Raw genomic sequence first — 16,232 nt, 5'->3', positions numbered from 1 at the left:
TATAGAAATGACTCGGAGTGCCGGCTTTTAAGTCAAGCCACCTCCGAGTCGTATTGTTATTACAGGGTCAGATATGAAGTGATTCTCTAATTTGTCCTCAACAATTCCCCTCATTTTTAAATATTATTTAGGGACAGCGTTGGGTCGTTCTACGGTTTTTCGCTATATTTGCATGAAACAACAAAACAGTTATGAATAAGTTGACATCGAACACTGTGAACCCATTGGGGTTGACAGATGTCCAAGTCGCGGAGAACCGTCAAAAATATGGTGATAACGTTTTAACCCCGCCCAAGCGCGTTTCTCCTTGGAAACTTTATATCGATAAATATCGGGATCCGATCATTCAAATTCTTATTGTAGCAGCAGTCGTTTCATTGGTTTTAGCATTTTTCGAAAACGACTTCGTCGAGACGATTGGTATCATTCTGGCTACCTTTATTGCAACCACCGTTGGCTTTTATTTTGAAATGGATGCTGCCAAGAAGTTCAAGGTACTTACCGCCGCCAACGAGAATCAGTACGTAAAAGTGCGACGCAACGGAAAAGTGATGGAGGTTCCGCGACGGGAAGTTGTTGTCGGGGATATCGTCTTGATAGAGGCGGGTGATGAGATTCCGGCAGACGGGGAACTCATCGAAGCGGTGAACTTGCAAGTGGATGAATCGAGCCTGACAGGGGAGCAACTGACAACAAAGAGCACAGCATCACCCTCCGCTTCTGAACACCGAAAGACCAACACCACATCGGAGCATGGTCAGGAATCATCAGAGGCTCAGGGTGCAGCCCATCCGCTGAATGCTTATCCTGCCCATGTTGTCCTTCGATCATCTATGGTCATGAATGGCTATGGCGAGTTTGTTGTTACCCAGGTTGGAGATGACTCGGAAATAGGCAAGGTCGCCACAAGTTCTACAGAGCGCACAAGTATTAAGACGCCCTTGAACCTGCAGTTAGAGAAGCTGGCCAAGTTGATTTCGAGAGTCGGTACAGGGGTTGCCTTGGCTGCTTTTGCTATATTCTTGGTACATGATATATTAACCGACAGCATCTGGCAGGGCAACAACTATGTTGCCATGGCCCATGTGGTCCTGAAGTATTTCATGATGGCAGTGACGCTTATCGTGATGGCGGTGCCCGAGGGACTGCCCATGGCCGTTACGTTGGCTTTGGCCCTGAACATGCGTCGCATGCTAAAGTCGAATAACTTGGTTCGCAAACTCCATGCCTCTGAGACGATGGGGGCAGTCACCGTGATCTGTACAGATAAGACAGGAACACTGACACAGAACCAAATGTCGGTGAGGGAATGTACGCTGGCCGAGGACATAAACCGTGATCAATTTTATCAGGCCATTGCAGTCAACACGACGGCTCATTTAGACGATGCCAAGGGAGTCGGTAATCCCACCGAAGTAGCTTTGTTGAAGTGGTTAAAGGAACAGGGGGAGGATTATACCGCACTCCGTAAACGTGCTCCTATTACCAAGATGCTGCCCTTCTCCACCGAGAACAAATACATGATGACACTTGTCGACAACAAGTATCTCTACGTTAAGGGTGCACCCGAGATAGTGATGGACATGTGCGAAATACCCGAGGCCAAGCGACAGGAAATCAATGAAAAGGTTGTCGGATTTCAAGAGAAGGGCATGCGCGTCCTTGCCCTTGCCATGGGTGAGCGAGATGATTTTGCATACTCCGGTTTGATTTTCCAAGGCATTTTCGCCATTGAGGACCCCATTCGTGAGGATGTGCCTGCAGCCGTTTCATCGTGCCGCAAGGCCGGCATAGAGGTCAAGGTCGTTACCGGAGATCATTCGGCAACAGCCATCGAGATAGGCCGGGAAATAGGAATATGGCATGAAGGGGAAAAGAATGAAGACCAATGGCATATCACGGGTGCTGACTTTGCAGCACTCAGTGACGACGAGGCCTACGAATTTGTAAAGAATCTCAGGGTGATGTCTCGCGCACGACCTTCCGACAAGCAACGCCTTGTCAATCTGCTGCAAAAACGCGGCGAGGTAGTTGCCGTGACCGGAGATGGTACCAATGATGCCCCGGCCCTGAATCATGCCCATGTAGGGTTGTCGCTCGGGTCGGGAACCTCTGTGGCCAAGGAAGCCTCTGACATCACGTTGTTGGACGACAGCTTCCATTCGATTACCTCAGCCGTGATGTGGGGACGATCGCTCTACAAGAACATCCAACGGTTTTTGTTCTTCCAGCTGGTCGTGAATCTGTCTGCCTTGTTGCTGGTGCTTGGTGGGGCATTTATCGGAACCGAGATTCCATTGACCGTTACCCAGATTCTTTGGGTCAATCTCATCATGGATTCCTTCGCTGCAATGGCAATGGCATCCCTGCCTCCTTCTCGCGAGGTGATGCGCGACAAGCCACGCAGTCGGTCTGAGTTTATCATATCCAAACCGATGATGCAGAGCATTACCGGTTGCGGACTTGTGTTTTTTGCTGTCATGTTCGTATTCCTCATCTGGTGCGAACGACATGGCATGGGGCAAGGAGTGGATGTACACGAACTAACTCTCTTTTTCACCACCTTTGTCATGTTGCAGTTTTGGAATTTATTTAACGCCAAATGTTATGGCTCAAGGCATTCGGCCTTTCGGTATTTATGGCGCGACAGAGGCTTACTCATCGTGCTGGTGTTTATCCTTGTGGGCCAATGGGGTATTGTGACCTTCGGGGGAAGAATGTTCCGCACACAACCGCTCAGCCTCGGCGAATGGGGCACCATTCTATGCCTGACCGGCATCTTTGTGTTTGGCGGTGGCGAATTGTTTAGGGCTTTCAAGCGACTGAGAAGCAGAGAATAAAATGACTGTAATCAATTTCAATCAAGATCATATCGCCAACATCAACCCATGTGTGGCAACGATCGGTTTTTTTGACGGTGTACATTTGGGCCATCGCTTCCTCATCGAACATGTCAGGGATGAAGCACAGCTGATGGGCTTATCGTCAATGGTTATCACTTTCGACCACCATCCACGCGAGGTGTTGAACCAAGATTATCAACCGGAACTGCTGACCACGTTGGACGCCAAACTGCAATTACTTGAAAACACAGGAGTTGACCATGTGGTTGTGCTGCATTTTGACGAAAAGATGTCGCAGCTTTCAGCCCAGGAGTTTATGAACCATGTGCTCCACGATCGGCTTCATGTGAGAAAACTTATCATTGGCTATGACAATCGGTTTGGCCATAACCGTGCTGAGACTTGCGAAGACTATGTTCGTTACGGTGAGGAACTGGGGATCGCTGTGGCCCATCATTCAGCTTTAAAAATGGATGGTCTCGAGTTAAGTTCCTCGGTTGTCCGCGCATTTCTGAAAGGCGGCGAGATAGAACTGGCCAACCGCTGCCTGGGATACCCCTATTCCATCGTGGGCAAGGTCGTTCATGGCTTCAAAAAGGGTCGTGGGATAGGATACCCCACGGCCAATCTCGACTTGTCCGACTCCCACCAGCTTGTACCTTCCGATGGAGTGTATGCGGTTAGAGTCCAGATAGGAGCCTCTGGCCAATCCCTTCCTGCCATGACGGGCATTGGACTGCGACCGACCTTTGGAGGCACAGAGCGCACACTGGAAACCCATATCTTCAATTTTCATGAAGACATTTATGGACAGCAGTTGCGACTGACCTTTGTCAAACGAATACGTGCCGAGCAAAGGTTTGACCATGTAACACAACTTGTCAACCAGCTCAAGGAAGACGAGAAGATGATAGAAAAATTATTTAATAAGGAGAATACTGATGAATAAAACGATTCGCGGCATACTTGATGTCGTATTGTTTGTGGTGTGTTTTTTCATGATTCAATACGTTGTGACGATAGGTGTCAGTGCGGCCTCGGCATGGTTTGATGGAGAACCGTGGGCTGAAATTTCCGATCGGTTAGTCCATGGTAGGTTCTACATGTCGGGCAAGCTCCTGGTTGCTACCTCAGCTCTGGCAAGCGGCCTGACCATAACCATTTTCACCTATGCCAGATGGGCCGTGGTGTCGCGCACGTGGCTGGCTTCTCATCCATGGACAACACTGATATGGGTAGCTCTCATGGCTATAGGTACCATATTGCCTTCGCAGTGGCTGCAAGAACAGATGGACTTCACGTTGCCCGAGAAAACCGTGCAATTGTTCGAAGCCATCATGGGTGAGCCCGCCGGATATTTGGCGATTGGGATATTGGTGCCGATTGCCGAAGAACTCGTATTTCGCGGAGCCATACTGCGCACACTTTTGAATCTGTTTAACAAAAACATGCATTGGGTCGCCATTCTCGTCTCGGCCATCCTCTTTGGAGCCATGCATGGAAACCTACCTCAATTTGTACATGCCACGCTGATCGGACTCATCCTTGGTTGGATGTATTACCGCACCCATTCCATCGTTCCCGGCATTGTGTTCCATTGGATCAACAACACGGTGGCATACATCATGTTCAACCTCATGCCCCAGATGGCCGATGGTAAGCTCATCGACATGTTCCAAGGCAATAGTCGCACCATGTGGCTTGGACTTGCCTTTTCCTTTTGCGTGCTTGTTCCGAGTATGTATCAGCTGTTCTACAGGTTGAAACGAAACTAAAACCGTCTTGTTCAAGCAATAAACACAAGAGGCCACACCTCGATCACGAGTGGTGGCCTCTTCTCTACGTTAGTATGTTATGAAAAATTTGAGAGAATCGAAGCTTCACAGCTTCATGTTGTTTTACTAAACATTATTTTATAGAGAAAGCATAGAAAATAATCTATTTAATGATGGGTTGCCCGACTGTTGCACTTGGCTCGACCATGCTTTGCTTCATGGTATCCGACATAGCACTGTCGCCTAAGGCTACTGATGTTCCCTTGTCGAATTTGGGCATGCTGTACCCGTCGTAATTCACAATGGGGTTGTCCATATGATTGCCGAACGGCAACTGCATGGCGTTACCCAAGGTCAGGATAATGGCCACGACGGCTGCGGCCTTGAAGAGCGGCTTGAAACGCTGTGCCATAGTGATGACACGTGCCTTTACCGGTTTCGAACCTTCAATGACAGAGAGAATCTTCTCGTCAAACTCTTCTCCCAACACATCATGTTCCTTCTGCACCTCCGCATAGTTGAAGAGGGGCTTGTAGCGCATGAGGTCAGCGGGCACGCTGTCCTGACTGAAGAAAGCGCGCAAGATATCCTCCTCTTCGAGTGAGGTCTCACAGCGCCAATAGCGCTCCAGAAGTTGGTTGATGTATTTATAATCCATTTTAATCTTTTGCCTGTCTATTCAAATGACGTTTCAAACAGACGTAAGTTACAAGAAACCGGTTTTTTAACTTTTGTTTAGTATTTACATCGTTACAGTTTCTCCTCGTCAATCAACCAAGACGATGTTACCTTCCTACAAGGATAGCAGGATATCCCTGGCCTGAAGTTTGTTGGATTGGTGCATACGGCCGTTCGAAAAGCGTAAAATATAGTTACTGTTTTTCGGTCATTATTTTCGAGACTTATAGAGAAAAAAACGCCATCTTTTTACGGCATAACCGGGATCGGCATAACCAAAATGCGAAAGGTTGCTGCGACAGGAGCCTTCTCATTGCACGATTAGGCCTTAGTGGCTGTGCGGATGAGCTCGAATCGCACAGCGGTTGAAGCCTATTCGCCATGCCGTTCGATACTCAATCGCGCGTGGAAAAATAGGAGAAAAAAGGCTGTTTTATAAAAAGCGCTGATCGTCAAGCGGTTGCAAAATGCCGTGTAGTTCACGTATTTCGAGCAAAGGCAAACTCATTTTCAAATCGGCGAAAATCTGGAGACGTTTTGTCAATAGTTTTAACCTTTTCCGATGGTTAAAACCGGGTGAATCGTTATCCCGAATGGACAAGAAGAGAACTGCCCATGTGGATGTTCTACACTACACCTAAATGCCAAACTCGTTAAGGTCGTGAAATCGTTGTTTGATGGTTTGTCGCCCTCTGAAGATATTGACTTTTACCTGTTCTTCGGTTATCTGCAACACTTTTGCAATATCCTTGTAGGTCTTGCCCTCGAAATCCCGCAACTGGATGCAGCTTCGTTGCTTTTCGGGTAGGCCATCCACAATTTGCCGAACGAGCGAGAGCCTGTCCCGTTCGACGAGCAGTTCATCAGGGCTTAGGTTATGGTCTGGGTGTTCTTGCTGTGAGGAGTCGAGCGATTCATTCTGGTTTCCGCGCTTTCTGATACTGTCAAGCGAGAGGTTTCGGCAGACGGTGAAGCAGAAAGCCTCGATGTTGTCTATCTCGTCCCACGACGCTCTGCGGTTCCATATTTTTATCATCGTTTCCTGCACAATATCCTCGGCTTCGGCACTGTCGAGCGTAATGCGCTGTGCGAGGCGGTAGAGCTGATTTTTCAGCGGTAGGATATCGTCACGGAAACTTATTTTCTTCATGCTTTAATCACGGTGCCCTGTTCGCCGTCCATGGCGGTGGCCAACGTAATGATAACACGCGACACGCCAGCCTTTACTGCCCGGAGTGCGTTCTCAATCTTTGGAATCATACCACCAGCTATAACGCCTTGGGCTACGTAGCGTTCAAAGTCAACTTGGGTTATCGTTGGAATCACACTGTTGTTGTCATCAGGATCGGCCAATACCCCTGGTTTTTCAAAACAATAAATCAAGGTTACGTCGTAAAATTTGGACATAACCTTGGCTACTTCTGAGGCAATGGTATCGGCGTTGGTATTGAGCATGTTGCCTTGTCCGTCATGAGTCAACGGAGCCATGACGGGCGTGATGCTCTGTTCGATGAGGTCTTTCAGCCGAGCTCCGTCGGTGCTTTCCACATCTCCTACAAATCCAAAGTCTATCCCATCCTTGAGCGGGCGTTTGCGGCTTCGGATCACGTCCATGTCTGCTCCTGTAAGTCCCAGGGCATTCACACCACCAGCCTGCAGACAGGCCACAATATTCTTGTTCACCAACCCACCATATACCATGGTCACCACCTCAAGCATTCCGGCGTCGGTAATGCGTCGCCCGTTCACCATTTTGCTCTCAATACCCAAGGCCGCAGCAATCTTGGTGGCCCTGCGCCCACCGCCATGCACAAGTAACTTGTTCCCTTTGATGGTCGAGAAGTTTTGCAGGAACTGCGCAAGTTTAGCCGGGTCTTCTACGATGGCGCCGCCAACTTTCACTATGGTGACCTTTTGTTTCATGATGATATGGGTAATGATTGTGAAGTCTTTCTATTCCAGATAGGTGTAGCCATACAGGCCGGAGCGATAGTTGCTGAGAAATTCTTTTCCCTCTTCTATGGAGATCTTTCCTTGCTTGACACTCTTGGTTACCCACTGCTCAAGTTGGCGTACCAGTTTCTTGGGATTGTATTGCACATATTCCAGTACTTCCTCCACGGTTTCGCCGTCAAATATCTGGTCAATGTTATATTTCCCATTCTTCACACTGATATGGGCAGCGGTGGTATCGCCGAAAAGATTGTGCATGTCGCCGAGTATTTCCTGATAGGCACCGACAAGGAAAACACCGAGATAATACGGTTCGTTTTTCTTCAGGGTGTGCAAGGGCAGCACCCTGCTGATGTGTCCGTCAACGACAAAATTGCTGATTTTCCCATCCGAATCGCAAGTGATGTCGTGCAACGTGGCCTTGCGCGTGGGACGTTCCTTGAGACGCTGCAGGGGGGCAATGGGGAATAATTGGTCAATGGCCCATGAGTCGGGGAGACTCTGGAAAAGCGAGAAGTTGCAGAAATATTTATCGGCCAACAGTTGGTCGAGCCTTCTCAGTTCGTCGGGAACGTGTTTCATATCCTTGGCGAGAAGGTTCACCTCGTGGCAAACACTCCAATACATGGCCTCGATTTCGGCACGTGTTTGCAAGTCAACGAATCCATGGGAGAAGAGTTCGAGCGACTCCTCACGTATTTGTTCGGCGTCGTGCCAGTCCTCAAGCATACCTTTGGGACTCAGGTTGCACCAGATGTTGTACAACTCTTTTACCAACGGATGGTCATCTGACTTGGCTTCAAACTCCTCGGGCATTTCCGGTAGCGAGGTAGTCTCCAGCACATCGATGACCAATACGGAGTGATGGGCCGCAAGACTACGTCCACTCTCTGTGATAATATTGGGATGCGGGATGTTGTTCTTATTGGCGGCATCCACAAACGTGGACACACAGTCGTTCACATACTCTTGAATAGAATAGTTGACCGAGCTTTCACTATGGGCACTCCGGGTTCCGTCATAGTCCACACCAAGACCGCCACCGCAGTCTACGAAGTCTACATGATAGCCCATCTTGTGCAGGTTGATATAGTATTGAGCCGCCTCGCGAAGTGCTGTTTGTATGCGCCGTATCTTGGTTATCTGGCTGCCAATGTGAAAGTGGATGAGCCGCAGGGAGTCGTGCATGCCCATGGCATCAAGTTTGCGCAAGGCCTGCAGTAATTCCGTGGCCGTAAGCCCGAACTTCGAGGCGTCTCCACCACTCTCTTCCCACTTGCCCGAGCCGGAGGAAGCCAACTTGATACGTACACCAAGATTGGGACTCACCTTCAATCTCTTGGCCACCTTGGCAATCGTGTCTAACTCATTGAGCTTTTCCACGACAATAAAAATGCGCTTGCCCATCTTCTGTGCCAAGAGAGCGAGCTCTATATAATCTTCGTCTTTGTAGCCATTGCAGATGATGAGGGCATCGCTTTGGCATTGCACGGCAATCACGGCATGCAGTTCCGGTTTCGATCCTGCCTCAAGCCCCAGGTTGAACTTGCGTCCATGAGTGATGATCTCTTCCACCACCGGTTGCATCTGGTTGACCTTGATGGGATAGATAATAAAGTTGTCGGCCTTGAATTCATATTCCTCCTTCGCTTTGATAAAACAGGATGCTGTTTTTTCAATTCGATTATCAAGAATATCGGGAAAACGCAGCAATACGGGTGGAGTGACATCGCGAAGGGCAAGTTCGTCCATGACATCCCGGAGGTCTATCTCGGTGTTGTCCTTGCAAGGAGTCACATAGACATCGCCTTTCTCGTTGATGCCAAAGTACGAAGTTCCCCAGCCGTTAATGTTGTATAGCTCTTTCGAATCTTCAATAGTCCACTTCTTCATGAGTGAAAAGAGTAAAAGGGTAAAAATAAATAGTATGTTGTCTGGTTGCCTGAGGTGATTTTACCGGTTCAATCCGACAGCCTCCTTCAGCTTAGCCACTGTATTTTTTATCTTGTCGTGATCATCCAGCAGGGTCACATCTACAGTATGTTTGGCTTGGGTGTAGTACACTTCACGTTGCTTCAGTTGTTGTTGGATGAACTCTTTCACCTCTTCGGCTGTTTTGTCAAGCAATAGCGGGCGGACGGTCTTGCCCATCTTCAGATGTTTGAACAACACTTCCGGGTTGCTCTTCAGATACACCGTTTCAGCCTTGCTGTTAATATATTCCATATTGTCGAAGAAGCAGGGCGTTCCTCCCCCACAGCTAATGACCACGTTTTCAAACTCTGCCACTTCATGCAACATGTTGTGTTCAATAGCACGAAATCCTTCTTCGCCGCGCTCGGCAAAGATTTGACTTACTGTTTTGCGCATCCGATTCTCTATGTACCAGTCAAGGTCATAGAACGGCACGCCCAAATCTGCAGCCAAAGCTCTGCCCACGGTAGTTTTGCCCGACCCCATGTAACCAATGAGGATGATGCGACATGGGGTTTCCGGCTTTCCTTGGCCTTCTCCATACTCTTCAGAGATGGAGTACTCCGACCGGGAATCCGAACCGCCAATTTTGGCATTTGTATCATCAATCATTGGTCTGTGCATTATCTATCAACGTATTCTTGCGCTGTAAGCGGGGCTGTTTCGCTTGAAATGAGAATGGAAGTAGGTATAAAGAGGGATTACTTCTTTCTCCTGGCTTTGGTTTTTGGAGCCGTGTTTACAATCTCCATACATTCCTCGAAGCTTAGATCTCCAGCCAAAGCACGCTCGTGCAGTTTCTTATCGATGCGATAGTTTTTACCATCGTAAGCTACATAGGGGCCGTAGCGACCCTTCAGCAGTTCCATCTTATCGTCTTGTTCAAAAAGCTTGATGTGGCGTTCCTTCTCTTGCTTGCGTTTGTCTTCTATCAATTTGATAGCCGTATCGAGCGTCACGGTCATGGGATCTTCGGACATAGGCAGCGACACATATTTCTTGTTGTGCAGCACGTAAGGGCCGAAGCGGCCGGAACCAATGGTGACGGTGGTTCCTTCAAACTCGCCAATCTCGCGTGGGAGCTTGAATAACTCCATGGCTTCGTCAAGCGTGATGGTCTCCATACTCAGGTTTTTGGGTAGTTGTGCAAAGCGAGGCTTCTCCTCGTCGTTGGCAGACCCGATCTGAACCACGGGGCCATAGCGCCCTATTTTGACAAATACCGGCTTGCCGGTGCTGGGTTCCTTGCCTATCTCGCGCTCTCCAACTTTATGCTTGAAACGTGACTTCATCACCGATTCCACCACCGGACTGAAATCGCTGTTGAACTTCTTCATCATGTGCTTCCACTCTTTTTTTCCTTCGGCTATCTGGTCGAATTGATGCTCCACCTTGGCCGTGAAATTATAATCCATGATTTCAGGAAAGTTTTCGAGTAGGAAGTCGTTCACCACAATGCCGATATCAGTAGGCAGAAGCTTTCCTTTTTCCGAGCCGGCCATCTCCTTCTTTTTCTTGGATGTAATCACGTTGCCCTTCAATGTGTCCGTCACATAGGTGCGCTCAGTACCGCTTTTGTCACCCTTCTGCACGTATTCGCGCTGTTGAATGGTCGATATCGTCGGCGCGTATGTGGATGGTCGGCCGATGCCCAATTCTTCCAGTTTATGCACGAGACTGGCCTCGGTATATCTGTATGGGCTTTGGGAAAAACGCTCGGTAGAACTAATCTCGCGGCGTTCCAGCTTGTTGCCTACTCGGAGGGTGGGCAATACGTTTGTTTCTTCCTGACCGTTGTCGTCGTCATCAGTTGATTCGCGGTATACTTTCAGGAATCCATCAAAGGCCACAACCTCTCCGGTCGCTACAAATTTGGCGTCCATGCCGTCGATATCTATCGTTATCGTAGTCTTCTCAATCATGGCATCCGCCATTTGCGAGGCGATGGTTCGTTTTCTGATCAAGTCATACAAGCGCCGGTCTTGGTTGCTCAACTCCTGCCCATGCTCACTGACGAAAGTCGGACGAATGGCCTCGTGAGCCTCCTGTGCTCCCCTCGACTTGGTGTGATAGTTGCGGGGCTTGCTATATTCCTCGCCGTAGTTGGTGATAATGTCGTCCTTACAGGTGTTGATGGCCAGATTGGACAGATTCACACTGTCCGTACGCATGTAGGTGATGCGCCCGCTCTCATACAATCGCTGGGCAACCATCATGGTTTGCGACACACTGAATCCCAACTTCCGAGCCGCCTCTTGTTGAAGCGTAGAAGTTGTGAAGGGTGGAGCGGGTGTTCGTTTCAGCGGTTTTTTGGCCACGTTGTCTACCGTGAACGTTGCATTCTTGCATTTTTCAAGAAACGCCACAGCCTCCTCATGGGTCTTGAATCGCTTGTCAAGCTCAGCCTTCACCTCATTCTTACTACCATCGGGATTCTCTATGGCAAAAATACCATTGACACGGTAAAAGGCTTCGCTTTGGAAAGCTTGGATTTCACGTTCGCGCTCGACAATGAGTCGAACAGCCACACTCTGCACACGTCCTGCCGACAAGGCCGGCTTCACCTTACGCCACAATACGGGGGAAAGCTTGAAACCTACGATGCGGTCGAGCAAACGGCGAGCTTGCTGAGCATTCACTAAGTTCATATCAAGATGGCGCGGAGTCTTGATGGCCTCTTGAATCGCATTCTTTGTAATCTCATGGAAAACAATGCGCGAGGTTTTCTCCTCATCCAAGCCGAGCACCTCACATAGATGCCAACTGATGGCCTCTCCTTCGCGGTCTTCATCAGATGCCAGCCAAATCTTTTCGGCTGTCTTTGCATTTTTCTTGAGTTCGGCTACAATCTTTTTCTTTTCTTCTGGAATCTCATAGTCAGGCTCCAGGGTGTCTTCATCGATGCTGAGCTCTTTTTTCTTCAAGTCCCGGATGTGTCCGTACGAGGACATGACTTTATAATCTTTACCGAGAAACTTTTCTATGGTCTTAGCCTTTGCAGGGCTCTCTACAATAACTAAATTATCTTGCATACTTGCATTGTTGTTATATAATGGTTGGCAAAAATAAGGAAACTTTTACACCTACCTTATTATATAGATTTTAATTTGGATTTTTTAACAGAATCCGCCGTCGCTAATTCCAATTAGAAGTGCAAAGCTTGCGATGTATAAAAACATGAAAACACCGCAGAGGTTTGCACTTCTAATTGGAATTAGCGCTTTCGTGGTATCAGACTTTCGAAGAAAAAGTCGACCCGTTGCCTTACTTTTGCTGCGAGGCTATAAACTCAGTGAGACCGTGCCTGATAGACCGCAGACCAAACAACTCCGTGTGAATATCTTCAAGTGCTATCCAATGGTATTCCGCAGCATCATCATGCGCCTCCACATGCGAAGTGTCGGACACATGGCATAGGAAAAAACTGTCAAGGGTCTTGACTTCAAATCCTCCATACTGATAAACATTGGGAAAGCTGAACAAATACTCCACGCGGGAAACCTCTAATGTTGTTTCCTCCTTGACTTCCCTGATGACTCCCTGTTCGGCAGTTTCTCCAATATTGGCAAAGCCACCGGGCAAATCAAGCGTGCCTTTACCGGGGTCTATCTTCCGGGTGAGCACCAGTAATTCGTTCTTTTCATTGAGAATCAAGGCCACGTTGGCTGCACTGGGATTCAGATAATATTCGAATCCGCAGTTATCGCATTTCTTGCTTTTGTCGTCGTTGACCTCAAAGTGTCTGCTGCCACAAACAGGACAGTACTTGAATTTTTCCAGTGGATGCATAGTATTTTTCTTTATAGTGTAGGCTACAACATAGCCTTGATTTCGGCATCGATATCTCGTACCTGTACGTCACGCTTCTGCAACACGTTGTTCCTGTCGATGAGGAAAAAGGTTGGAATGCTCTGCACATTGTAATGAGCGGCGGCTTCTGATGCCATGGCATTCTCATCGCGGACAGAGACCCAAGGCAGAGCGGCTACTTTTTCTTTCCAGAAATGCTCATCTGGATCCAGGCTCACCTGATAAATCTCAAGCCCCTGTGCATGATACTTGTTGTAGAGCTCACGCAGTCGCATGATGCGTTCTGTGCTGGTCTTGGTAGCAAAAACATGGAAGTCAAGCAGCACGACCTTCCCCTTTTGTTCTGTGAGCTTGCGTATATTTCCCTTGTTGTCGGGCAGGGCAATTTCTATAACACCTGCATCCGACACCCTGCTCACATCGATGGACTGTTGCTGCCGGGCTTGGATAATCCGAATATTCTTCATGCCTTCGATGGCGATATTGTGCAGATTCTGCCCGCGTTCAGTCCCGGGATAGAACGTATCCCAGCTTGTGGCCACGGCTGCAAACACCTGTACATCCTCCTTGTTGCTGTGCGGGTCGAAGATAAGCATGGGACGACTCCCCACAACGAATGTCTGGAACAGGGCATAATAAGAGTATGCTCGCTTCGGTTCCTTGAAGATATAGTCGCGCTTCACCTGATTTTTATAGACGGCAAGCACCTTTTGTATGCTGTCGGCCTCGAGAGCATAGGGCACATTGGGATTCTGGGTGATCGCGTTCACCTGACTTTGCAGGTTCATCTGCAACAAAGCCAGTTCCTTAATCTTGGCACACTCCTCCGAGCCGTCAATCTCATATTGTACGGACATTGTGGGACAAGAAGCCTTCACAGTGATAGTTTCGGTAGAGTCCACACCGATGTTGATGATCTGGCGCGCAATGCGCAGGCGATAAAATTCAGGATGATCGGCTGCCTCAGCCTTGAAGGCAAAGGCTCCGTCTGCTCCTAACTTCACAGAGTCTATGGTGACGGGACCATTCAGGCTCATGTTCTCAAAGTACAGAATCGAGTCCTTGGCTTCAGAGATATTTCCAGTAACTCGAACCTTTTCTCCCGTGCAGGAGGTCATGGCTAATGCGGCCAGTGTCAAGGCCGAGGCTACAAAGAGTTGAGATATTTTCATTTGTCGGTATTCTATTTTCTAATTTGCTGTCACGAGGTCAGTTGCAAAGTTAATGTCAAAAGGCCAAAAAAACAAAAAATAACACCCTTTTCTTCTTTTTTTACGTATTATATGGGTAACTTTGTGGCATTCTATATTTAGATGTAAGTCAAAACAATAAGATTTTTTAGATTTTTAGATGAACGTAATTACAAAAACCGTTCAGTTGCCAGATGGCAGAACCATCTCAATTGAAACCGGAAAGGTTGCGAAACAAGCCGACGGTGCAGCTGTCCTTCGTTTAGGAAACACCGTCCTACTGGCCACTGTTTGCGCAGCTAAAGAGGCAGTTCCGGGTACAGATTTCATGCCTTTGCAGGTCGATTATCGTGAGCAGTACAGTGCTGCCGGTCGTTTCCCCGGGGGATTCACCAAACGCGAAGGCAAGCCAAGCGACGAAGAAATTTTAACTTCCCGTCTCATCGACCGGGCTCTTCGTCCACTTTTCCCAGCAGATTATCATTGTGAAGTTTACGTGCAGGTTATGTTGCTCTCCGCTGATGGCGTGGACCAGCCCGATGCATTGGCAGGTTTCGCCGCATCAGCAGCCATGGCATGCTCAGACATTCCTTTTGATTATACCATTTCTGAAGTTCGCGTTGCGCGCGTGAATGGCGAATTTGTTATCAACCCCACATTCCAGCAGATGGAAGAGGCCGACATGGACCTCATGGTAGGTGCCACAAAGGACAACATCATGATGGTTGAGGGCGAGATGAAGGAAGTTCAGGAAACCGACCTGATCGCTGCACTCAAAGCAGCCCACGAGGCCATCAAGCCGATGTGTGTACTGCAGGAAGAACTCTCCAAGGAACTGGGGACAGACACCAAGCGCGAATATGAAGACGAGGTAAACGACGATGAGCTGTGCCAGCAAATCAAGGATGAACTTTACCAACCTGTTTACGACGTGAATCGCCAGGCTTTGGAGAAGCACGCTCGCCACGAAGCTTTCGACAAGATTTTCGCCGATTTCATCGAGAAATACGATGCTGCCCACACCGACCTCACAGAGGACGAGCTCGAGGAGAAGCACGCCGAGGCAGCCCGCTATTATGAAGACGTGATGCGCGATGCGATGCGTCGCTGTATTCTCGACGAAGGCTTGCGTCTCGACGGACGTGGAACGACAGACATTCGCCCCATCTGGTGCGAGGTGTCGCCACTGCCCATGCCCCACGGAAGCGCTATTTTCCAGCGTGGTGAAACGATGAGTCTCTCGACCTGTACATTAGGCACGAAACTCGACGAGAAACTCGTAGACAACGTGCTCAACCGCGGATACCAGCGTTTCCTGCTGCACTACAACTTCCCCCCATTCTCTACCGGCGAGGCCAAGGCACAGCGTGGCGTGGGTCGTCGCGAGATTGGCCATGGCCACTTGGCATGGCGAGGCATCAAGGATCAGATTCCGGAAGACTTCCCCTACACCGTCCGTTTGGTGAGCCAGATTTTAGAATCCAACGGTTCATCGTCCATGGCCACGGTTTGTGCCGGCACATTGGCACTGATGGACGCAGGTGTTCCTATGAAGAAGCCCGTTGCAGGTATTGCCATGGGGCTGATTAAGAATCCTGGCGAAGACAAGTATGCCATCCTGAGCGACATTCTCGGCGACGAGGATCATTTGGGCGACATGGACTTCAAGACCACCGGTACGAAGGATGGTCTGACTGCCACCCAGATGGATATCAAGTGCGACGGTCTGTCATTCGAAATTCTCGAAAAAGCCCTGATGCAGGCTAAGGATGCCCGCGAGCATATCATGGGCGAGATGATGAAGACCTTATCAGAGCCACGCAAGGAGATGAAACCTCAGGTACCACGCATTGTGGCTATCGAAATACCCAAGGAGTTTATCGGTGCCGTGATTGGCCCTGGTGGAAAGATCATCCAGCAGCTGCAGGAAGACACCGGATCCACCATCACTATCGACGAAGTCGATGGTGTGGGCAAGGTTCAGGTTTCTGCCCCCAACAAGGAAAGCA

At 48.9% G+C, this 16,232-nt stretch carries 12 protein-coding genes; 4 read left to right on the top strand and 8 right to left on the bottom strand.

Going from position 1 to position 16,232, the window contains the following annotated elements; all coding sequences use genetic code 11:
• Positions 1–191: 191 nt before the first annotated feature.
• The 3 genes from HMPREF0645_RS09375 to HMPREF0645_RS09365 are packed head-to-tail and all read left to right on the top strand — an operon-like array spanning position 192 to position 4,618.
• Positions 192–2,840, top strand: a complete 2,649-nt coding sequence (locus HMPREF0645_RS09375) for a calcium-translocating P-type ATPase, PMCA-type (protein ID WP_007174742.1) — start codon at positions 192–194, stop codon at positions 2,838–2,840.
• Between the two features lies 1 nt (position 2,841).
• A complete protein-coding gene (locus HMPREF0645_RS09370) occupies positions 2,842–3,792 on the top strand; it encodes a bifunctional riboflavin kinase/FAD synthetase (protein ID WP_007174741.1) in 951 nt (316 codons plus the stop codon).
• Positions 3,785–4,618 carry a CPBP family intramembrane glutamic endopeptidase gene (locus HMPREF0645_RS09365; protein ID WP_007174740.1) on the top strand — a complete coding sequence of 278 codons (834 nt, stop codon included), beginning with the start codon at positions 3,785–3,787 and terminating at the stop codon, positions 4,616–4,618. The genes HMPREF0645_RS09370 and HMPREF0645_RS09365 overlap by 8 nt, the downstream gene beginning before the upstream one ends.
• A gap of 163 nt (positions 4,619–4,781) precedes the next feature.
• On the opposite strand, the gene HMPREF0645_RS09360 is transcribed toward HMPREF0645_RS09365, so the two are convergent.
• From HMPREF0645_RS09360 to HMPREF0645_RS09325, 8 genes are all read right to left on the bottom strand, one after another.
• Complete coding sequence (locus HMPREF0645_RS09360; RefSeq protein ID WP_007174739.1) at positions 4,782–5,276, bottom strand: hypothetical protein; 495 nt, start codon at positions 5,274–5,276, stop codon at positions 4,782–4,784.
• 657 nt (positions 5,277–5,933) lie between these two features.
• Positions 5,934–6,446, bottom strand: a complete 513-nt coding sequence (locus HMPREF0645_RS09355) for an RNA polymerase sigma factor (protein WP_007174738.1) — start codon at positions 6,444–6,446, stop codon at positions 5,934–5,936.
• On the bottom strand, positions 6,443–7,219 hold the full coding sequence (argB, locus tag HMPREF0645_RS09350; RefSeq protein WP_007174737.1) for an acetylglutamate kinase: 777 nt from the start codon (positions 7,217–7,219) through the stop codon (positions 6,443–6,445). The genes HMPREF0645_RS09355 and argB overlap by 4 nt, the downstream gene beginning before the upstream one ends.
• A gap of 30 nt (positions 7,220–7,249) precedes the next feature.
• Positions 7,250–9,142 (bottom strand): biosynthetic arginine decarboxylase, encoded by a 1,893-nt coding sequence (gene speA / locus HMPREF0645_RS09345; RefSeq protein WP_007174736.1) that lies wholly within the window; start codon positions 9,140–9,142, stop codon positions 7,250–7,252.
• Positions 9,143–9,202: 60 nt separating this feature from the next.
• Positions 9,203–9,835 carry a shikimate kinase gene (locus HMPREF0645_RS09340; protein ID WP_007174735.1) on the bottom strand — a complete coding sequence of 211 codons (633 nt, stop codon included), beginning with the start codon at positions 9,833–9,835 and terminating at the stop codon, positions 9,203–9,205.
• Positions 9,836–9,924: 89 nt separating this feature from the next.
• Positions 9,925–12,255: a type I DNA topoisomerase gene (topA, locus tag HMPREF0645_RS09335; protein WP_007174734.1), complete on the bottom strand. Its 2,331-nt coding sequence runs from the start codon at positions 12,253–12,255 to the stop codon at positions 9,925–9,927.
• 232 nt (positions 12,256–12,487) lie between these two features.
• A complete protein-coding gene (locus HMPREF0645_RS09330) occupies positions 12,488–13,012 on the bottom strand; it encodes an NUDIX hydrolase (protein ID WP_007174733.1) in 525 nt (174 codons plus the stop codon).
• A 23-nt stretch (positions 13,013–13,035) separates the two neighbouring features.
• A complete protein-coding gene (locus tag HMPREF0645_RS09325) occupies positions 13,036–14,205 on the bottom strand; it encodes a TlpA disulfide reductase family protein (protein WP_007174732.1) in 1,170 nt (389 codons plus the stop codon).
• 178 nt (positions 14,206–14,383) lie between these two features.
• Here HMPREF0645_RS09325 and HMPREF0645_RS09320 point away from each other — a divergent pair.
• Positions 14,384–16,232 (top strand): polyribonucleotide nucleotidyltransferase (locus tag HMPREF0645_RS09320; RefSeq protein ID WP_007174731.1); only part of this gene is annotated, 1,849 nt, incomplete at its 3' end.

It is taken from the genome of Hallella bergensis DSM 17361 (genome assembly GCF_000160535.1).
Lineage (GTDB): Bacteria > Bacteroidota > Bacteroidia > Bacteroidales > Bacteroidaceae > Prevotella > Prevotella bergensis.
The sequence above is the reverse complement of the archived record's forward strand: the minus strand, read 5'-3'. Positions and strand labels throughout refer to the sequence as shown.